The 20659-nt window shown below is 56.4% G+C and carries 19 protein-coding genes; 16 read left to right on the forward strand and 3 right to left on the reverse strand.

Features of this window, described 5'->3' with window-relative positions; genetic code table 11:
* Nucleotides 1-114 precede the first annotated feature (114 nt).
* The 4 genes from J7400_RS08660 (at nt 115) to J7400_RS08675 (ending at nt 4573) form a co-directional block, all read left to right on the forward strand.
* The gene (locus J7400_RS08660) at nt 115-351 is read left to right on the forward strand and encodes a hypothetical protein (protein ID WP_209062113.1); all 237 of its coding nucleotides are present in this window, start codon (nt 115-117) and stop codon (nt 349-351) included.
* A gap of 819 nt (nt 352-1170) precedes the next feature.
* Nucleotides 1171-2193, forward strand: coding sequence for an AraC family transcriptional regulator (locus J7400_RS08665; protein WP_209063005.1), 1023 nt, complete (start codon nt 1171-1173; stop codon nt 2191-2193).
* 172 nt (nt 2194-2365) lie between these two features.
* Complete coding sequence (locus J7400_RS08670; protein ID WP_209062115.1) at nt 2366-3571, forward strand: acyl-CoA dehydrogenase family protein; 1206 nt, start codon at nt 2366-2368, stop codon at nt 3569-3571.
* A 27-nt stretch (nt 3572-3598) separates the two neighbouring features.
* Complete coding sequence (locus J7400_RS08675) at nt 3599-4573, forward strand: NADPH:quinone oxidoreductase family protein (protein WP_209062117.1); 975 nt, start codon at nt 3599-3601, stop codon at nt 4571-4573.
* Nucleotides 4574-4734: 161 nt separating this feature from the next.
* On the opposite strand, the gene J7400_RS08680 is transcribed toward J7400_RS08675, so the two are convergent.
* Nucleotides 4735-5358: a glutathione binding-like protein gene (locus tag J7400_RS08680; protein ID WP_209062119.1), complete on the reverse strand. Its 624-nt coding sequence runs from the start codon at nt 5356-5358 to the stop codon at nt 4735-4737.
* A gap of 341 nt (nt 5359-5699) precedes the next feature.
* Between J7400_RS08680 and J7400_RS08685 the strand changes: the two genes are divergently transcribed.
* From J7400_RS08685 to J7400_RS08720, 8 genes are read left to right on the forward strand one after another with little or no spacing between them, the layout of a single operon-like run.
* A complete protein-coding gene (locus J7400_RS08685; RefSeq protein ID WP_209062120.1) occupies nt 5700-6725 on the forward strand; it encodes an ABC transporter ATP-binding protein in 1026 nt (341 codons plus the stop codon).
* Nucleotides 6722-7822, forward strand: a complete 1101-nt coding sequence (locus tag J7400_RS08690) for a dipeptide ABC transporter ATP-binding protein (protein ID WP_209062122.1) — start codon at nt 6722-6724, stop codon at nt 7820-7822. Before J7400_RS08685 ends, J7400_RS08690 begins: the two co-directional genes overlap by 4 nt.
* Nucleotides 7823-7825: 3 nt before the next feature.
* The gene (locus J7400_RS08695) at nt 7826-9346 is read left to right on the forward strand and encodes an ABC transporter substrate-binding protein (protein ID WP_209062124.1); all 1521 of its coding nucleotides are present in this window, start codon (nt 7826-7828) and stop codon (nt 9344-9346) included.
* A gap of 59 nt (nt 9347-9405) precedes the next feature.
* Entirely contained in the window at nt 9406-10350 is a 945-nt protein-coding gene (locus tag J7400_RS08700; protein ID WP_209062126.1) for an ABC transporter permease, read from the forward strand.
* Complete coding sequence (locus J7400_RS08705; RefSeq protein ID WP_209062128.1) at nt 10351-11235, forward strand: ABC transporter permease; 885 nt, start codon at nt 10351-10353, stop codon at nt 11233-11235.
* Nucleotides 11236-11250: 15 nt separating this feature from the next.
* Nucleotides 11251-13032, forward strand: a complete 1782-nt coding sequence (locus tag J7400_RS08710; protein ID WP_209062130.1) for a gamma-glutamyltransferase family protein — start codon at nt 11251-11253, stop codon at nt 13030-13032.
* Entirely contained in the window at nt 13029-13775 is a 747-nt protein-coding gene (locus tag J7400_RS08715) for a DUF1028 domain-containing protein (RefSeq protein ID WP_209062132.1), read from the forward strand. Before J7400_RS08710 ends, J7400_RS08715 begins: the two co-directional genes overlap by 4 nt.
* Before the next feature lie 9 nt (nt 13776-13784).
* A complete protein-coding gene (locus J7400_RS08720) occupies nt 13785-14519 on the forward strand; it encodes a FadR/GntR family transcriptional regulator (RefSeq protein ID WP_209062134.1) in 735 nt (244 codons plus the stop codon).
* A gap of 342 nt (nt 14520-14861) precedes the next feature.
* Here J7400_RS08720 and J7400_RS08725 read toward each other — a convergent pair whose 3' ends face one another.
* Nucleotides 14862-15728: a GntR family transcriptional regulator gene (locus J7400_RS08725; protein ID WP_209062136.1), complete on the reverse strand. Its 867-nt coding sequence runs from the start codon at nt 15726-15728 to the stop codon at nt 14862-14864.
* Nucleotides 15729-15895: 167 nt separating this feature from the next.
* Here J7400_RS08725 and mgrA point away from each other — a divergent pair, with 167 nt between their 5' ends.
* The gene (gene mgrA, locus J7400_RS08730; protein WP_209062138.1) at nt 15896-16933 is read left to right on the forward strand and encodes an L-glyceraldehyde 3-phosphate reductase; all 1038 of its coding nucleotides are present in this window, start codon (nt 15896-15898) and stop codon (nt 16931-16933) included.
* Nucleotides 16934-16958: 25 nt separating this feature from the next.
* Nucleotides 16959-17855 (forward strand): NAD(P)-dependent oxidoreductase, encoded by an 897-nt coding sequence (locus J7400_RS08735; RefSeq protein ID WP_209062140.1) that lies wholly within the window; start codon nt 16959-16961, stop codon nt 17853-17855.
* Nucleotides 17856-17984: 129 nt separating this feature from the next.
* On the opposite strand, the gene J7400_RS08740 is transcribed toward J7400_RS08735, so the two are convergent.
* Nucleotides 17985-18626, reverse strand: a complete 642-nt coding sequence (locus tag J7400_RS08740) for a hypothetical protein (RefSeq protein WP_209062142.1) — start codon at nt 18624-18626, stop codon at nt 17985-17987.
* Nucleotides 18627-18833: 207 nt separating this feature from the next.
* Between J7400_RS08740 and J7400_RS08745 the strand changes: the two genes are divergently transcribed.
* Nucleotides 18834-19226, forward strand: coding sequence for a BlaI/MecI/CopY family transcriptional regulator (locus tag J7400_RS08745; protein ID WP_247738717.1), 393 nt, complete (start codon nt 18834-18836; stop codon nt 19224-19226).
* Entirely contained in the window at nt 19216-20328 is a 1113-nt protein-coding gene (locus tag J7400_RS08750; RefSeq protein ID WP_209062146.1) for a M56 family metallopeptidase, read from the forward strand. The genes J7400_RS08745 and J7400_RS08750 overlap by 11 nt, the downstream gene beginning before the upstream one ends.
* Nucleotides 20329-20659 lie beyond the last annotated feature (331 nt).

Raw genomic sequence — 20659 nt, forward strand, 5'->3', positions numbered from 1 at the left:
TACAACACCAAACGACCGCATAGTGCTCTGGGTTACCGCCCACCAGCGCCGGAAACCGTCGTCCCGATGGATCAGAGGCCAGTCATGCACTAACAATCAAACCGGACCACTTGGGTGGGGCTGATCAGCATTGCCGCCAGCCTACCCAGCTTTGCGAGCGTTGCATCGGTGCTGCGCGGAACAGATATGGTAGCCCTTATGCCCGCGCGCTTGCAATCAACGACATTTCAGGGGCTCTACTTTTGTGATGCGCCTTTCAAAACACCCAAAGATACGATCTCAGCTATCTGGCATGTTCGTGTTGATGCGTCGCATCGCCAAAAGTGGATGCGCAACATGATTGAATTTTGATAAAGCCGACATTGGCGCAAGCGCAGCGAATTCACACTTTGTCCGCGATGTGTGAGTTCGACGAAGCCCAGAATTCGCACTTGCAGCGAATGGCCGTAAGGCGGGTTGCGACCGCAGAATTTTGGCCGGTCAACGAGTGTCCGGAAAGGGTCGAAAACAGCCTTCCCCCAAGGTAAGCTGATTACTTGTTGTTGCAGTGTACGTTTATCGTATGCTTTGTACGCCCTTGTTCATATGAAGGATTTTTAGATCTCTCGATGTTTAAAATTTTTCTTTTTAGAGCTCGATGAGCATTAGTAGTGGGTTCGATGCAAGCTGCACTTTGGGTGCGACGAAGCCGACTTTTTCGCAATCATTCTCGCGAGAGATCTCTGTAGAGCGTATTTTATTGTTGGGGGTATATTTGGGGGTATCGAATGTTAAATTCGTTTTTTGTATTTTATTTACAATATACTAGATTTATTTTTAGGGTCCGTGTGGGCACCACTCATTCTTCCATTTGCGCCCCGTGTAGCCTGATAGTAGCCTGTATTCGCAGGTTTTTTCTTTTGGTCTTGTCTTATGTTGTCCTGCCACGTCCAGCCAAGTCTGCCTCTATCAGGGTATCTCTGGGGGACGTGCCGCGCAGCATTTTGGAAGATACTCCCATGACTGTTTTGAGCGATTCGAGGATTCGGGCAATCAAGCCCAAAGCCAAACCCATCAAGCGCGAGGTTGATCTACCTTTCTGCCATCAGAGAATCTGGCGGTTCATGGCGTTGGTGGGTCGTCAAGGATATTGGTTCTAGCCCTCGGTATTCGCTGCTACTGTCATCCACGATGACACGCGAACCAGAATCTTCATTTTCAACCGTATCAAGTAGCTTCATTCTGGATTGGCTCGAGGCGCTGCAGGGGCTTTGTGAGCCGGGTCAATTTGCGTCGCTGCTTGTCCGATCTGGCATCCCATGTGGCAACGAAATCCCGTTGGGGCGGGTGACTTTGGAGCAGATGGTGCGACTTTACCAACTGGCGGCCGTGGAGACCGGAGATGAGATGATGGGGTTGTGGTCGCGCCCGATAAGGGCACGCGCCTTGCAGCATCTTTTGACATCGGTGCGTGAGTCGACCTCGCTGTCTTCTGCTCTCTATCGATTTTCGACTTTCTGGAACCTGCTGCTTGATGATTACCGGTTTGAACTGATCGATGCAGAAGGCAGCATAACGCTCTGTCTTCTGCCGCGGTCAGACACTCATGCGCAGCGTTTTGGTCATATGCTGATCCTCAAGCTGGCCCATGGGATCCTGTCATGGCTTGCCAGGCGTGAAGTGGCTTTGGAGCGTGTGGAATTTGCGTTTGAGCGTCCTTCTTTTGAGGAGGATTATGCCGTTATCTTTCCTGCGCCGGTCACCTTCAGTGCGCCCGCCACGTCCATTCGCTTTTCCAAGGCCTCCCTCGGACCGGTCAATACGCGCAGTACCGATGATCTGGATCGCTTCTTGGAAAATGCCCCGCGTGATTGGCTCTTTACGCGCTCACAGGAGCACAGGCAGTCTCTGCGTGTCCGTGCTTATCTGAACCAATCGGGTTGGCAAGACGCAAATCTGGCCGGGGCCGCCAAGGCGCTCAATATGACGCCACGCACGCTGATCCGCAAACTGGATGCAGATGGCACATCTTTTCAAGCCATCAAAGACGGCTTGCGGAGAGACATCGCCATTCGCCGCTTGCAAATCGGGGATGCAAGTATCGAAGCCATCGCTCAAGACGTTGGTTTTTCTTCGGCAGCGAGTTTCCACAAGGCGTTTCATAGATGGACGGGCGCGACGCCCAGTTCGTATCGGCAGCGGCATCTTTCCTAGGCAATCTTTTTGTCACTTTTGGACAATCAGTTGTCATCGCGCGAGATGGCATGAGGCTGGTGTGGCCTGTTATCTGGCTGCCATAGCACATCTTACTGCGTGAAACGGAATTGCTTCGCCGACTGAGTTTGGCGAAATTGGATATTTGCGCGCTACAGAAAGGACCAAGCCCATGTCGTCTCACCTCGAAACCATTTTGGCCGCTGCGCGCGATCATGCCAACGATGTCATCCTGCCCAATGTAGATGTTTGGAACACAAAAAAGACATGGCCCCGCGAAGCCTCTGACAAGGCTGGCGCGGCTGGCCTGACCGGTCTTTACGCTCCCAAAGAGTGGGGCGGTCAGGGTTTGCCGCTTTCAGAGGGCATTCAAGTGTATGAACAACTGGGGCTGGGCGATGGCGCCTATGCCTTTGCGCTGTCCATGCACAACATTTGCACTTTCGCGGGCTGTGGATACGGGACCGATGCCTTTAAGGAAGGATGGGCGCGCGATCTGACCTCGGGCCGTAAGCTTGCGAATTTTGCGTTGACTGAGCCGCAGTCCGGGTCAGATCCGATGAAGATGTACACCCGTGCCACCATCAATGATGACGGCACCTGGACAATCAACGGTGCCAAAGCCTGGGTGAGCCTGGCGACCGAGGCCGATATCTACTTTACGGTTGTCAAAACCTCCGATGATCCGGGCCATAAGGACATGGCGATGGTCGCGATCCCGGCAGACGCGCCCGGCATCAGCTTTGGCCCGAAGTATGACACGCCGTCCTACAACTTCTTGCCGCTGGCCGAGATGAATTTCGACAATGTTGTGGTCAGCGAAGACAACATCATTCTGCCAATTGGCCAGGGCTTTCAGGGGGCATTGATGGCCATCGATATCGCACGGGTATCGATCGCTTCTGGATGCTGTGGTTTGATGCAGGCCGCGCTGGATACTGCGCTGTCCTATTCAAAGAACCGCAAGATGTTTGGCGGCAAAAACCTCGATCTTGACGGTATCCAATGGATGTTGGGCGAGGTGGCGACGGATCTCGAAGCCTCCAAGCTGCTTTACCGCAAAGCTGCTGAAGCGCTCGGGACCCCTGAGGGGCCACTCATGGCGGCACATGCCAAACGGTTTGTGCCAGATGCCGCAGTAAAGGCTGCCAACACGTGCACTCAGGTTTTGGGGGGCATGGGACTCTTGCAGCCGTATGGGCTGGATCGCCTATCACGTCTGGCCCAGATGCTGCGGATCGTTGATGGGACTACCGAGATCAGTCGCGTTGTGATTGGCCGTGCGCTTCAAAAACGTGCAGCCGGTTTGCCAGACCTTCCCGTGCCAAAGGGGTATGGCGAAACCGATGAGAACGATGCAAATATCGCGGCGGAATAGAACGCAATACTCACGGGAGCTTAAGCCATGCGCGCCATCCTTTGTTCGAAATTTGAGGGCGCTGATGCGCTTGAGCTTGGCGAAGCGCCAGAGCCGACCCCCGCGGCCGATGAGGTGCTCATCGAAGTGCATGCCGCCGCTGTGAGTTTTATGGACAAGCTGATGGCCGAAGGCGGCTATCAGCTGAAGCCAGAGCTGCCCTATGTCCCGGGAACGGACGCGGCGGGCATCGTTCTTGAGGTCGGCAGTGAGGTCACGAACTTTAAACCGGGAGATCGTGTCGTAGGCCAAATGTGGCATGGGAGCTATGCGGAACGTGCGGTGACCAAACACTGGAAGTGCGCCAAGGTGCCCGAAAGCGTCGACTTTACCGTCGCCTGCACGGTCTTGCACAACTATATGACCGCCTATCACGCGCTGGTTCAACGATGTGCGCTGAAGCCAGGTGAGACCCTAATGGTCACCGGGGCGACCGGCGGGGTTGGGCTTGCGGCCGTTGACATGGGGCGGATGCTTGGTGCGCGCGTTCTTGCGGGGACGGGGGATGTCGCCAAGATGAGTGTCCTGCAAGATCTGGGCGCGGATGCTGTCGTCAACATGCGTAAGGGGGATCTGCGTGAACAGATCAAGGAACTGACAGGCGGCCACGGATTGGATGTGTGCTTTGAGATGGTTGGGGGCGACACTTTTGTAAAGCTTGCCCGATCCATGCGGTGGGGCGGGCGCATCACGCCAATTGGGTTTGTGAGTGGGGACATTTCAAACCTGCCGATGAACCTGCCTCTGCTCAAAGGCTTCTCAGTTGTCGGCGTGTTTGAGGGCGCATGGGCTGAGAAATTCCCGGCCGAAGCCACGGAGGCAGCCGACATGATCATGAGTTGGATTGCGGAAGGGGAGCTGCAGCCACTTATTGATCGCGTTTTGCCTTTGGAACAGGCGGCTGAGGCTTTCCAGTCTCTTCAGGAGCGTGAAGTGATCGGGCGCATTGTTCTGCAAGTCTAAGGGGGCGAGCTGCGGTCTTGGTCTGGTTGGAAGGGCTGGTACGCGGTTTTTTATCCACGGGGTGGGTACGCACCACCCCATTGTCATTTTTCGGTGTTGTTGGGCTGCGTAAAGAATTGCGCTGCCCATTGCGCAGAGCGTCTGTGCGGGGCGCTGTAAACTCACGTTTTAGCGCGGGCGGCCTCATCTTCGGTAATCAGCGCTGCGATCTTCGGGCGGGTTACTTGCTTTGCGAAATAGGCCTCCAGGTGCGGATAGCCTGCTATTGGCACTTGCGCGCGTGCTGAAAGCACAAGGAACCAGACAAGATAGGCGTCTGCAGCTGTAAAGCGATTGCCGACGAGGAAGTCGCGTGTGCTCAGGTGTGTGTTCAGAAGTGCCAGACGATCCGGTGCAAGCGCGCGAAAGTTGTCTTTCACCGGGTCTGTAGCCTCCGGGTAAAACACCACACGCAAGATCTGTTTGTGCAGCTCTGTGGCGGTAAAGCTTACCCATCGGACCAATTGAAAGTAATCCGGATTGTCCGCAGTAATGCGCATGTTTGCCTGAGCTTGTGATTGCACCCAAAGCAGGCAGGCAGTGGTCTCTGTGAGCAGTTCTCCTGTCTCAAGGCGCAAGGTTGATACCTGTCCTAAGGGGTTCACATCCAGGAGGGACCCTCCTGAAGCCAGCGCCTTGGTTGCAAAGTCAACAAGGTCGATATCCAGCGGTACTCCGCCTTCCGCGGCCGCGAAACGCACTGCGAGCGAGCAATTGAACGGACAGTGATACAAAAGCGCGGGCATTGGCGGTCTCCTGATTTTGGGTCTACCGGTTTGTTTATCTCCAGTTTCTAGATCCGTCACTGGTGCAGGCACCGCAATAGATGGCTAAGCCCGATGTTTGGCGAGATCTGCTGTTCTTTGAGCGCGTACCTGCGCAGCGAACTGCAGGAATGCGGTGCAAGGGCGCGGCAGCGCGATGCGAAACCCTTCAGCGCTTTGGGAGTGCCTTGCCTAAGAAAGCGGCGTTGTGGCTGCAGATCCTGACCTTAAACCGGTCATTCTTTGTCTGATTGGGAATATCTATCGCTATTTGCGCAAACCAATTTAGTATTGGTACAGGTTTGATGATTCGGAATGCATTGATGGGCACGCATCTGCAGCAAGAGACAAAAAACACCTCTTTGGGCACCGCTCTTCTCGAGCTGACCGATTTGACTCTGCGGTTCGCAGGTCAGGAAAATGATGTGGTCCAAGGCGTAAATTTGCGCGTGAGCCGTGGTGAAGTTTTGTGTCTGGTTGGCGAGTCCGGTTGCGGAAAGAGTGTCACATCTATGGCTTTGATGGGCTTGCTCTCAAAGAAAAATACTCAAATTTCTTCGGGTTTCCTCTCGATTTCTGAGGGTGGCTGGGAATTGCCAAGCGAAGAACTTCCCGCGGAGATGCGTGGCAACACTGTCTCGATGATCTTTCAAGAACCGATGACTTCTCTCAATCCGGCGTTTCGTATCGGGGATCAAATTGCCGAAGTCGTTCAGCGTCATCGGGGTGGTTCCCGAGAGGGCGCTTTGGGGCATGCAAAGGAGATGTTGGGTCGCGTTGGTATCGCCAACCCTGAGCAGCGATTGCATGAATATCCGCACCAATTGTCCGGTGGTATGCGTCAAAGGGTCATGATCGCCATGGCGCTCGCCAACGATCCAAAGGTGTTGATCGCGGATGAGCCAACCACAGCTTTAGATGTTACTATTCAGGCGCAAATCCTCGAGTTGATCCGGGATCTGCGCGATGAGACCGGCATGGGTACCGTCATGATCACTCATGATCTGGGCGTGGTTGGCGAAATCGCGGACACGGTTGCGGTCATGTATGCGGGGCAGGTTGTTGAGCAGGGGCCGGTGCGCGACGTTTTTGACGATCCGCAGCATCCCTATACCATTGGTTTGATGAGTGCGATGCCGCGGATGGATCGTCCAGGCGAACAGCTTGCCATCGTTCCGGGAACCGTACCAACTATTTCACAAATGCCTGAAGGATGCCGTTTTCGCACCCGCTGTGCGTTTGCCGCTGAAACCTGTGTTGAGCGCCCTGTTTTGACGGAGCTCGGTGGGGGCCATTCTGTGGCGTGCCAATTCGCGCCTTTAGAAGATCATGTGGCGGTGTCGTCATGACGGATGATGTCATTCTCGAAGCCCTTGATGTGGTCAAACACTTTGGAACCGAGCGTCGATGGTTGTCCAATAAGCGCCCGGTGCAGGCCGTCGATGGTGTGTCCCTGCAAATCAAACGGGGTGAAACCTTTGCCATCGTTGGTGAGTCCGGCTGTGGCAAGTCGACTTTGGCACGGGTGTTGATGCGATTATTGCAGCCGACAGGGGGCGCGGTGCGTTTTGACGGTACTGACATCAGCCGTGCGCGGGGTGCGGATCTGACGGCCTTGCGCGGGGATATGCAATTCATCTTCCAAGATCCGTTCTCATCGCTCAATCCCCGCATGAGCGTGGGCAAATTGGTGGGCGAGCCTCTGGAAGTTCATGCCCCGGAGTTAGGCAGGGAAGCACGGCGGGCAAAGGTCGCACATTTGTTGCGGCAAGTTGGCCTGCGCCCCGAGCACGCGGATCGATATCCCCACGAATTTAGTGGCGGGCAGCGTCAACGCATCGGTATTGCACGTGCGCTGGCCGCCGAGCCCAAGTTGATTATTGGCGATGAACCGGTTTCTGCATTGGACGTGTCGGTACAGGCGCAGGTTATCAATTTGTTGGCTGATCTGCGCGATGCCCTGGGTCTGACGCTGGTCGTAATTGCGCATGATCTGGGTGTTATACGGCATATGAGTGATCGCGTAGCCGTCATGTATCTGGGGCGGATTGTGGAAATGGGCACGGCTGAAGAGGTCTTTGGCCAGCCGCGCCATCCTTATACCCAGGCCCTTTTGGCAGCGATCCCGATGATGGATGGTTCATCTCGCGACACGCGGCCGGAACTCTTGGGAGAGTTGCCCAGTCCGTCAAACCCGCCGTCTGGATGCCGATTTCACACACGATGCCCGTATGTCGAAGACCGGTGCCGGGCTGAAAGTCCTGCACTGGCAGGAGGCGGCCACCAGACCGCATGTCACTTTTGGGAACAAATCGCCGGTCGTCATACGCCGTCGGCGCCCCCTCAGAGATCTGCCACCGCTGAGGCGCGTTTCGCGCTCTATCGCGCAGCGACCACTGGTGGAACCGTTATTCACAAAACCAGGAATACAACAGCAGAGGATTGAAGGATGAAGACTATAAAAACGGCTCTATTCACGGCCCTGATGGGCGCCACTGCGCTTGCAGCGGGCCCGACTTTTGCCAAAGACCTGCGGATCGCTCTGCAATCAGACGCAGATGTGCTCGATCCGGATCAGTCTCGGACCTTTGTTGGGCGGATTGTTTATGCTTCGATGTGTGACAAGCTGGTCGATATCACGCCTGACCTTGAGATCATCCCGCAACTGGCGACGGGATGGGAAACCTCGGCAGATGGCAAAAGCATTCGCATGTCGTTACGCGAGGGTGTCGTCTTTCACGATGGAACACCTTTCAATGCCGAGGCCGTGGCAGCGAATATTGAAAGATCGCAAACCCTGGACGAGTCCCGCCGCAAGTCTGAGTTGAAGTCGATCACGTCAACCGAGGTGACCGGCGAGCACGAGATTGTGCTGAACCTGGCTGGCCCGGATGCGACGTTGATCGCGCAATTGGCCGATCGCGCAGGTATGATGGTGTCGCCAACTGCTGCGGCGGCTGCGGGGGCTGACTTTGGTCTGAACCCTGTCTGCTCCGGTGCGTTCAAGTTTGAAGAACGTGTGGCCCAAGACAAGATCGTGCTGACCAAGTTCGATGACTATTGGAACGCGGATGCGATCCATTTTGACAGTGTCACATTCCTGCCGATCCCTGATACCACGGTGCGTCTGGCCAACCTGCAATCCGGTGATATCGATATGCTGGAGCGTTTGGCGGCCACGGACATTCCGCAGGCACAAAGCGACAGCAACCTTGTTGTCGATAGTGCGGTGTCCTTTGGCTATCAAGGCATCACCTTCAACATCAACAACGGCGACAAGGGCGACAATCCTTGGGGCAATGACAAGCGGCTGCGTCAGGCGCTGAGCTATGCGATTGACCGAAATGCGCTGAACCAGGTGGTGTTTGAAGGGGCTTATGCGCCTGGCAATCAGTCTTTCCCGCCGAACTCACCTTGGTACAACAGCAGCCTGCCAGTAGAGAGCATTGATCTGGAAAAAGCCAAGGCATTGCTGGCCGAAGCCGGATACCCTGACGGTCTGGATCTTGAGGTACAGGTGCCCAATTCGACCGAACCTCTGGCTGTGATGCAGGTGGTTCAGGCGATGGCGGCGCAAGCCGGGATCAATATCAAGCTGACATCAAAAGAGTTTGCGACCTTGCTGGCTGATCAATCCGCCGGTGACTACACCGCCAGCCAGATTGGCTGGTCTGGTCGGGTCGATCCCGATGGCAACAACCATCCCTTTGTGACCACAGATGGTGGCATCAACGACAGCAAGTTTTCGGACGCGAAAATGGATGAGCTGCTGAATGGTGCGCGTGTGGCTCCGACGACGGAAGAGCGCAAGGGTCTTTACGACGAGGCGATGACACTGATGCTGGACGAGCTGCCGCGTCTGTTCCTGTATCACGTCACTTGGATCTGGGCCTACAACGACAACATGAAGGGCTTTACGCCTTACCCCGATGGCATGATCCGTCTGGAAAATGTGACCTGGGAAGAATGACCCCACAGCCTCGCGCCGCCGCATGCGCGGTGCGAGGTATTCGTGCAAGAGGCTGACCCATGTACGCATATTTTGCCCGCCGTGTGTTGATCGCCATTCCGACGATCATCCTGATCTCGATCTTTGTTTTTGCCCTGCAAAAGCTGTTGCCGGGTGATCCGCTGCTGGTGCTTGCGGGTGAAGAACGTGATCCGGAGGTGTTGGAGTTTTTACGGGAGAAATACCGTCTAAATGACCCGATCCCGATGCAATATCTGGCGTGGATTGGAAATGCCCTGCAGGGGGATCTAGGCATCTCTCTGCGCTCGAACCAGCCTGTGACTGAGTTGATGGCGGAAAAATTGCCTGTGACCATCCAACTGGCGGTGATGTCGATGATCTTTGCAATGGTGATTGGCATCCCGGCGGGCATTCTGTCCGCTGTCAAGAAAGGAACAGCGACAGATTACGTGGCCAATGTGGTCGCTTTGTCGGGGCTGTCGATCCCGAATTTCTGGCTGGGGATCATGCTGATCTTACTGGTGTCGGTAAAATGGCAGTTGTTGCCTGCGTCCGGTTATGTGCCGTTGTCTGTGGATTTTGGCCAATCCATTCACACGATGCTGATGCCGTCTTTTGTGCTTGGTACCGCGTTGGCGGCCACGTTGATGCGCCACACGCGGTCCTCGATGCTGGGCGTGCTGAGTGCGGACTATGTGCGCACCGCGCGGGCCAAAGGTCTTTCAGAGCGCGTGGTGATCCTGAAACACAGCTTCCGCAACGCGCTCACCCCGATCGTGACGCTCACCGCATTGCTGTTTGGCGAGCTGATCGCGGGGGCTGTGCTGACGGAGCAGATCTTCACCATCCCTGGTTTTGGCAAGCTGGTTGTTGATGCGGTGTTCAACCGGGATTACGCCGTTGTGCAAGGCATCGTGCTCGTCACGGCGGTGGGCTTTATCTTTATGAACCTGTTCGCGGACATGATGTATTTTGTTCTGAACCCGCGCCTGAGAGGGCAGTAGATGACGGACGCCACGCTCCAAAACGCGCAGCCCGATCCCGTGTTGGCAGCCAAGCCGGAAAACCGGGTATGGAAAAAACTGCGCAGCCATCGCAGCGCCATGCTGGGCGGTATTCTGGTGGCTTTCTTTCTGCTGATTGCTTTGGCTGCTCCGATTTTGCCTATTCCGGACCCGGCGAGCACCGATTGGGGTGCTGTTCGCAAAGCGCCGAGTGCGGCGCATTGGTTGGGCACGGATGAAATTGGTCGTGATGTGCTGTCTCGGATGATTTGGGGCGCGCAGGCCTCATTGCTGGCTGGAGTGGTTTCGGTTGGCATTGCGGTGCTGCTCGGTGTGCCGCTTGGGCTTGTCGCCGGGTACTTTGGTGGTTGGACTGATGCCGCAATTTCCCGCTGTACCGAAGCGTTGTTGGCCGCGCCTTTTCTGATCCTCGCCATTGCTTTGGCTGCGTTCCTTGGACCCTCGCTCACCAATGCGATGATCGCCATCGGAATTTCGGCCACGCCGATATTTATCCGCCTGACACGCGGGCAGGTGATCAATGTCAAATCCGAGGATTATGTCGAAAGCGCCAAGGCCATCGGGCTGCCCACACGCCTGATCCTCAGCCGCTATATCCTGCCAAATGTGCTGCCACCTATTCTGGTGCAGGCGACGTTGACCATCGCCACGGCGATCATTGCCGAGGCGTCGCTGTCTTTCCTCGGTCTCGGGCAGCAACCTCCGGCGCCCAGCTGGGGATCGATGCTGAACACGGCCAAAAATTTCTTGAACCAATCCCCTTGGATGGCCATGTGGCCGGGGATTTCGATCTTCCTTGTGGTGCTTGGTTTTAACCTTTTGGGGGACGGGCTGCGCGATGCGCTCGATCCACGCGAACACTAAGAAACTGGAGTAACCATGTCTGACTTTACAACCCGTCCAGAAATCCGAGGCACCTTTGGCGTCGTCACCTCGACCCACTGGATCGCTTCGGCGGTGGGCATGTCTATCTTGGAAAAAGGGGGCAACGCCTTTGATGCGGCGGTTGCCTGTGCCCTGACCTTGCAGATCGTGGAGCCGCATTTGAACGGTCCGGCCGGGGATATGCCCGCGATCTTCCATTCTGCGGAGACAGGTAAGACCGAAGTGCTTTGTGCGCAGGCGGTGGCCCCAGCGGGCGCTACGGTGGAGCACTACAAAGAGCAGGGCCTGACGCTCATTCCCGGATCTGGCCTTTTGTCGACCGTGGTGCCGGGGGCCTTTGATGGCTGGATGCTGATGCTGCGCGATCACGGAACGCTGTCCTTGCGCGAGGTAATGCAGCCCGCGATTGACTACGCGCGCGGCGGGCATCCGGTGCTGCCGCGCGTGGCGAATACCATTTCCGGGTTGGCGGATTTCTTTGCCAAGGAATGGCCCAGCTCTGCCGTAGTCTGGACCCCAGGTGGCAAAGCGCCGGAGGCGCATACTCTGTTCAAGAACCCCGATCTGGCCGCGACTTACGACCGTCTGGCGGACAGCGCTGGCGATACCCGCGAAGCCCAGATTGACGAGGCGCGTCGCCAGTGGCGCGAAGGGTTCGTGGCTGATGCGATATTTGACTATCTCGAAGATGCCCAAGTGATGGACGTGTCTGAGGCATCGCATTCAGCTGTGTTGGCTCCTGAGGATATGGCAATCTGGCGGGCAACATATGAGGCGCCGCTGAGCTTTGATTATCATGGCTGGACGGTAAACAAGACCCACGCTTGGAGCCAGGGGCCGGTGATGTTGCAGGCTCTCGCGATCCTCAAAGGGTTTGATATCGGGGCAATGGACCCAAACGGGGCCGATTTTGTGCATACGGTGATAGAGGCGATGAAGCTCGCCTATGCTGATCGCGAGGCCTATTACGGTGACCCGGACCACAGCGACATCCCGATGGATGTACTTTTGAGCGAAGACTATAACGCGGAGCGGCGCAAGCTCATTGGGGCGAAAGCCTCATTGGAGCAGCGGCCCGGCCGTGTGCCGGGGTATGAGCATCTGGCAGACGCTTATGTCGAGCGCAGCACGCGCGACTTCAATGTGGGGCAGGTTGCAGCACAGGAACCGACCATGTCGCACCTGACGGAAAAACGTGGGGATACCGTGCACCTGGATGTGATTGACCGGTGGGGCAATATGGTGGCGGCGACGCCATCAGGTGGCTGGCTGCAAAGCAACCCGGTTATTCCCGGTCTTGGCTTTCCTCTTAACTCCCGCGCCCAGATGTTCTGGCTGGAGCATGGTCTGCCCACCTCGCTTGCGCCGGGACGAAGGCCACGTACCACCCTGACGCCAAGCCTTGCCGAAAAGGACGGGGTACGTTTGGTGTTTGGCACGCCGGGGGGAGATCAACAGGACCAGTGGCAATTGATCTGGTTCCTGCGCTTTGTCCATTTCGGGCTAGGCCTGCAGGAATGTATGGACGCGCCTCTGTTTCACTCGATGCATTTCCAAGGATCGTTCTTCCCACGTGAGGTGCGCCCCGGTGAGATGATGATTGAACCAAATGTGGGTGAGGCCACGATTTCTGATCTGCAGGCGCGGGGGCACAAGGTGACGGTGGCTGATCCATGGACGGTCGGGCGCCTGACCGCTGCATTACGGGAGGTCGATGGCACCATGCGCGCCGCAGCGACGCCTCGCCTGATGCAAGCTTATGCGGTGGGCCGATGACCTGGTCTTTGATAGCGCGCGACGCCGATGGCAGTGTCGGGTTGATCGTCGCCAGCAAGTTTTTCGCTTGCGGCGGTGTTGTACCCTTTTGCGGGGCGCAGGTGGCCGTGGCGAGCCAAGCCTTTTGCAATCCGGTCTGGGGCACCGAAGGGCGAAAACGCCTCGCTGCCGGAGAGCGTGCGCAGGAGGTGTTGGATGATCTCGTGTCGCGGGATGAGGGTCGGGCCATTCGGCAGACCCATCTCATGGATGCGCACGGTGGCTTCGCGGCCCACACGGGTGCAGAGTGTGTTGATTGGGCGGGCCATATTCTCGGCGACGGGCATTCAATTGCAGGCAATATGCTGGCAGGGCCAGAAGTATTGGAGGCAACATCGGAAACCTATATGGCCAAATCAGACTGTCCGTTTGCGGAGCGTTTGATCCTGGCGATGCAAGCGGGGGAGGCCGCAGGAGGGGACAAGCGCGGGCGACAAGCGGCAGGGCTTGTGATTCATCATGGCGAAGAGCACCCTTGGCTAAGCCTTCGGGCCGATGATCATGCTGATCCGCTGGTAGAATTGGCGCGTCTCTGGGATGTGGCGCAGGAACGTTATGTACATTTCACCAAAGGTATGCCAACAGCGAATGCCTTCTCAGGCAGCCCGACGCGGGATGGCATTGACGCGGCGATTGCTGCTGCTGAGGAGGAGCGCAAGGCAGCTGGGCGTCCGAGCAGCTCCGCTGCTATTGAATACGAATAGGGAGTAGTGATGATGGGTTTGAGTGCGCCGTCCAATCGGGTGCGGGAGCAAGTTCTGGCCCTGATCAAATCAGGTGAATGGGCCGCACAAGGCAAGCTTCCCACCGAACGCGCTTTGGCGGATCGTTTTGACGTTGGTCGCCGCCATGTGCGGCAAGCGCTGGACGCGCTTGAAAATGAAGGGCTTGTTTGGCGCAAGCAAGGCAAGGGCACCTTTCTGGGCCAGCCTGCTGACCCGATGGGGGATTTGGCGGCGAAAATCACCGGCGAGACCAATGCGCTTGAAGTGATGGAGGCGCGCCTCTGTATCGAGCCGGAGTTGGCTGCCCTGTGCGCGCACCGGATCACCGAAGATGAGTTGGCGCGCCTGCGCCATTTGATGCAGCGCCAGTTCGAGGCGGGGGACGCGCAAGCCACCGAACTTTGGGACGGTGCGTTTCACCGGTTGATCGCGCAATGCGCCCGCAACCGACCACTGCTGACGGCTTTTGCCCTGCTCGACAAAATTCGTTCCAACGCAACCTGGGTCAGGATTCGCGCGAAAGCCCGTGACGGCGCGTCTCTGGCGGTTACGCATTCCGAACATTTGGCCATTGTGGACGCTATTGCACTGGGCCACGCTGATGCCGCACGACAAGCCATGCGGGATCATCTCGATACTCGCTTTAAAGCACTTCAGGGTGAGATCGCAGCACTGGCCAGTGCTGAAGACAGAAAGTTCTTCGCCGCAGATGTTGATACCTGAGCGTTAGCAAAGAACGTTTTGTGGCCGAAGAGGCTGCTGCCGGGGCGATGCAGCCCCCCCAAAAAAAAGACATGGGTGGTGAATGCGCGACAATTTCTCTGATTTGTTTATGGCGCGTCGCCACACAGAGAGTTATTCGTGATCGCATCACGGCATTGAGCCTTAAGCTGCTTTGCTTTGCTTTGCCGTAGCGGTTGTGGATCATGCTCCTGCAGATGCCGCGCAAAGCAAAGTTTGGTCCGCGGCAGTGCCAATTTCCTTTATTGTGCAAGCGCCATTAGAGTCGTCGGTTTTGTAGGCGAGGCATCTTCCAGAACGCGGGTTTGGTCACAAACACACCGGTCAAAAGTTGCTCATGAACCGGGTGCGTGTTGCGTCTAGATGGCTTTGCATCGCCTGCTTGGCTGTGTCTTTGTCGCGGCGCATCAGCGCATCCATTACGGCCAGATGATCGCGCGCGGCGGCCCTATCGTGTTCGCCCTGGTCTTGGACTGGCCAAAGATAGTGATAGTTGAAGATCATGGCGATCGCGTCCTGAAACCCGATAAACAGGCGGTTGTCTGCAGCGGCGTTTATGAAACGGTGAAACTCAGTGTCCAACGCCGGAAAATGCAGGCTGGCTTGGGCGGTAGGTGACACAAACGCAGAATGCTCTTGCCTGAGCCGACGTAAGCCGCCCCAAAATGGGTCGTCATCAGGGATGTCGCAGGTTTTCTCGACTGCACGCGTTTCAAACAATGCGCGAATTTCATGAAGCTCCAGAACATATTTCTGAGTAACTCCCTCTAAGACCCAGCGGCGCTGGTGGTCCTTTCTGACAAAGCCAAACCGGCTTAGGCCGATCATGAACTCGCGCAGGGTCTGAACGGAGACGCCGAACTGACGGGCCAACTGGCCTTCGACCAGCCGGGCGCCGGGGGTCAATTCCTGCTCGCGTATCTTACGCATGAACGCAGCCTCCAAGGTTTCGCGGACATCCATGGTTTCGGATGACGGAAAGTAGTCGGCCGGTTCAGGCGCGCGTATTACGTGACCTGCGCCGTCAAGAATTCCAATCTGTTCAAGATGGCTCAGAACGGCGCGGATTGTGGTGCGGCTGACGCTGAGATCTCTGGAGAGTGCGGATTTATTGGTCATGGTGAGGCCGGACGAAGCACGATCCAGCGCCGCGTTGATGGCCGTTTTGAATACTCTGTCTGGTCGTGCCATACGGGAGCTCCGAGATGTTCTAAACTGCACAATAACCCAATTAAAGACATTTGAGCAGCCACCATACGTGGCATATGTTTTTATCAGCGATCTGCCTGTGGCGCAGGCCTGTTTGGGCAAGTGCCGCATGCTCTTTTGATACTTTCATTGCTTAGGGAAACCCGGTTATGGCCAATGGTCCTTATGTGCCCAATGCGGGGCGCTACGACGAGATGATTTACAGCTATTGTGGCAATAGCGGTTTGAAACTGCCTGCGATTTCGTTTGGCCTGTGGCACAACTTCGGTCATGATCGTCGGCATGGTTTGAAGCAGCAACTTTGCCGGACGGCCTTTGATCATGGGATTACCCATTTCGATCTGGCGAATAACTATGGCCCGCCACCCGGCAGTGCTGAAATGGCTTTTGGCGAGATCCTCAAAACAGATTTTAGAGGCTACCGGGACGAGCTGATCATATCATCCAAGGCTGGTTATGATATGTGGCCGGGCCCTTATGGCGAATGGGGCAGCCGCAAACAGCTTATCGCGTCCTGTGATCAGAGCCTGAAGCGCATGGGGCTGGACTATGTTGATATTTTCTATTCCCACCGGTTCGACCCCAACACGCCTTTGGAGGAAACCATGGGTGCGCTGCACCAGATTGTGCAATCCGGTAAGGCGCTTTACGTCGGGATATCCTCCTACAATTCGCAACGCACGCGTGAGGCTGTGGCCATTCTGAAAGACCTTGGAACGCCCTGTGTCATTCACCAGCCCAGCTACAATATGATCAATCGCTGGATTGAGACGGATGGATTGAAAGAGACTTTGCAAGAGCTGGGTGTCGGTTCCATCGCCTTCACACCGTTGGCACAAGGCATGCTGACCGGAAAATATCTCAATGGCGTCCCGCAGGACAGCCGTGCGGCAGATGAAAAATCGCTCGATGCAGATTTGTTGACAGAGGCAACCATTAAAAACCTGCGCGCGTTGGCTGCTGTCGCAAAAAGGCGCGGGCAGACACTGGCGCAAATGGCACTGGCCTGGGTTTTGCGCGATGGCGGGATCACCACAGCCCTGATCGGTGCCTCCAAACCTGAACAGATCGTCGATTGTGTGGGGGCGTTGAAGAATTTGGAGTTCACGCCTGACGAATTGGCCGAGATTGATCAGCTGTCTGCGAACGGGGATGTGAATCTGTGGTCGCAATCATCTGACGCATGATGCGCTGCCAACAAGGGAAAAGAACATGACCAAACCTGTTGTAGGATTTATCGGTGTTGGCCTTATGGGGCACGGCATGGCCAAGAATATCGTGGAGAAAGGGTATCAGCTGGTTGTGATGGGCCATCGCAATCGAGCGCCCGTTGATGATCTGCTGGCGCGTGGCGCGACCGAAGTGACATCCGCGAAAGAGATGGCTGCCCAATGTGACATCATCCACCTGTGTGTCTCTGGCAGCCCTCAGGTTGAAGAGCTGGTGCGTGGACCTGATGGGATTTTGGCCTCAGGCCGGCAGGGTGTGATCGTCGTCGATTGCTCGACTTCTGATCCGGTCTCCACAATGCAATTGGCAGAAGAGCTGCGTGCTGCTGGTATGGATCTGGCCGATGCGCCGCTGGCCAAAACTCCGAATGAGGCTGAAGCGGGCACTTTGGACACAATGGTTGGCGCGACGCCTGAGACCTTTGCACGGATCAAGCCGGTTATTGACTGTTGGGCTTCGCTGGCCGTGCATTTGGGGGATGTCGGCTTGGGCCATAAGATGAAGCTGATCAACAATTTTATCTCCCTAGGGTATGCGGCGCTGTACTCTGAGGCGTTGGCTATCGCAGAAAAATCCGGGCTGACTGTGGAGCAGGTAGATTCCATCATCCGACCTGGCCGTCTGTCCAACGGGTTCTACGATACCTTCATGAAATGGACGCTTGATCGGGATGAGAACGCGCATCGCTTTTCGATCACAAACGCCCATAAAGATATGCGGTATCTGGCGAATTTGGCTGCCCGTGTTGGAGCTGTCACCCCGGTACAGGCTGATGTACGAAATGGGTTTGCCGCGATGGAGGCTTCGGGGCAGGGAGATCGGTACTTGCCAATGCTGGCAGATTTCATTGCGCAGATGAATGGACTGAGCCGGGGATAAAAAACTAAGATTGCGGTACTGGGCAATTCGCCGAGATCGGGTTGGCGGTGACAAATCGCAGGTCGTTGCGGCATTTGCCTGCGTTGCGCACTGCGTAGCCGCTTCGCTGTCTGGCGACGTTGTCAGTCCTCAGAACTGAAACCCGATGCCGACCTTTAGGAACGGGGCGATTGGGAGGTCGTCCAGTGTGTTGTTGATGTCTGAGAGCTCGGCATCGATGTCGGATTGCACAATCGTGTTTGTCGGGTCGCTGGCCGCCGCGGTGGCGCCGCCGGTGTAGATCACGCCGAGATCGCCGGTGAAGACAAAGCGGCTGTTTCTGATCGGCGCTTGCACCCCCAGAGCAATCATAGGTGCGAGGGACTGATCAAAGCTGGCGCTGAGGTTGAGGGGGGCGGAATAGCTGGTGCCATTGACCACGATGTTGCCGCTGGTGGCGCCTTCAAAACGGTGATCCAGCGTCACGGCGCCAGCGCTGAGACGGAAGGTGTTGCCGCTGGTGTAATAGTCAAAAATCAGGCCAAATCCGCCCAGGTTGACATCGCCATCATATTGATTGCCCTCAAGGCTGGTGTCGATGGAGACACTGCCGTCTCCGTAGAGGCCGCGCATGCCAAATCGGCTGTTGAAGCGGTATCCGGCTTCAAACGTGTGCCCCAGAACCGACTCTCCCACGCTGAGCGTGAAAGGGGCAGGGGTGACCTCTGCCGAGGTCTGTGTGCTGAGGCCAAAAGTGGCAACTGCGATGGCGTTGGCGAGGCAGCGTTTCATGTCAGGCTCCTGTGGGCGCACCCCTGATTGGAGCACAGAAACAGTGAATTCTCGAAACTTTAAGTGCCTAAAATAGCCCCTGCTTCCTTTGCAAATCGTTAACCAGCCTGAGATCGCGGGCTCTTTGGGGCACGCTCAAGTTTTTGCTTTGAGATGAGGGGGATCTGCAGTACTAATTTCCTAGTAATGAAGGTACGGAGTGGCCAATTGGCACGTCGACGCAGTGAAATGCTCACCGATGTTGAGCTGGAGTTTATGATTGCCCTTTGGGACATCGGGTCTGGCTCGGTGCGCGATATTATGGCGGCCTTGGAGGGCCAGAGCCAACGCGCCTATACGTCGGTGGCCACCGTAATGAAAATTCTCGACGAGAAGGGGTTTGTCACCTCCGCCCGCAAAGATCGGGCGCTGGTCTATACCCCGGCCGTCGCGAAACGCGACTATGAAGGTCGCAGCCTGAAAAACCTGTCAAAGACCTTGTTTGGAGGAACCCCGACGGCGCTTGTGGCGCGATTGGTGGATAATGAGGACCTGACAGATGAGATGATCCAGGAAATCAAAGAGATCATTGAAACGAGGATCAGAAAGGATGACGGTTGATCAAATCGTAGGGGGGGCGATCTGGATACAGCTTGTGATCCTGTTGGCCGCGTTGGTTTTCGGTGCATTCGAAGGCGTGTTGGTCCTGTCTGGGCGACGACGGAGCTACTATACTCGGCGTCGGATGGGGATGGCGGTGATTGCTTGTCTGGCGGTGTTGCCTCTGGTGGCGCCCTATCTGGTATCATCTCCCTATGCCGCCAGCGTTAATGCAACGGACGCTCTGGTTTCGCAGGTTCTGAACGGCAATCTCGACATCAGCGCGCATAAGATGCAGCAGCTTTTGGCGCTCAAAACCGATTGGATGGCACAGGTGGCCACCGCGAGCTCGACCGTGGCGCAGGTGCTGATTGCAGCCTTCATCGCGGCGTTTATTGCGCGCAGCGGCTACTTGCTCTTGAACGTCGGGCGCATCCGTCATGCGATCACTGAGGGCCGTGTGGTGCATCACACCAAACGCTGCCGGATTGTGGCCAGCCCAACCGTGAGTGTGCCCTTTTCGACCCGTGGGTTCTGGCACTATTATGTGGTGCTTCCCGAGGCGATGTTGCGCGATCGCACTTCTGTGCAAATGGCGCTTGGCCATGAGCTGCAACACATCCGCCAAGGCGATGTGGATGCGGAAGTTCTGCTTTCCCTGATCTCTCCTGTGGCGGTGCTCAATCCCGGTTTCTGGTTTCTTTCCAGTCGCTTGCGCAAGCTTGGTGAACTGGCGTGCGACAGGGCGTATCTGTCGCGCAAGGGCTTTGACGCCCACACCTATGCGCTGCGGCTTCTGGAGATTGCACGACGCAGTGCCAAGGCCTCGCAACAGCCTGCGGCCTTTGGCGTACCACTGGTGGGGCGGCGGGTGCCGTTCCTGTCGCGTCGCTCCATGTTGAAGGACCGCATTCTGGAGATCGCGCAGGATCAGGACACACCAGCCAAGGAAGCGGTGCTGTTTGGCGCGGTTTTATCCATCGTCATGGCGGGTTGTGTGCTGGTGGGGGCGGTGTCTCTGGCGGAGCCCGAGGACTGGAGCCATGAGCGGATCATGCTGAGCACGGTGGCCAATCTGGACCGGCTTAATCAGCTCAACACGCTGGCGCAGCGTAGCTGGTAAAACGCCCAGCACGGCGAAAGGCAAAACAAACGCCAAAACCGGTCAAAGGTTAACGCAAAACGCCCCGTTGTGAGAGGATCACAGCGGGGCGTTAACCATGTGCAAGAACGTCGGTATCGCGTCTGTATCGCGGCTGTTTTGCGTAGGTGCCATTTCGGCGGGCCGGAGCGTGTTAATCTTTGAGTCGTTTTGTCTGAAATCGGGCAAAAGTGTTGCGTGTTGCGTTAGCGGTAAAAGAGATTTCAATTTGAATGAAAGACCATCGTTTATTCGCAGGTCTTTTCAAGTTAGCCTTCCAGCAGCCTTGCGTGGGTCTGCGCGCGAGGAGGTA

The sequence above is a fragment of the Shimia sp. R9_2 genome, from assembly GCF_017743735.1.
GTDB lineage: Bacteria > Pseudomonadota > Alphaproteobacteria > Rhodobacterales > Rhodobacteraceae > Shimia.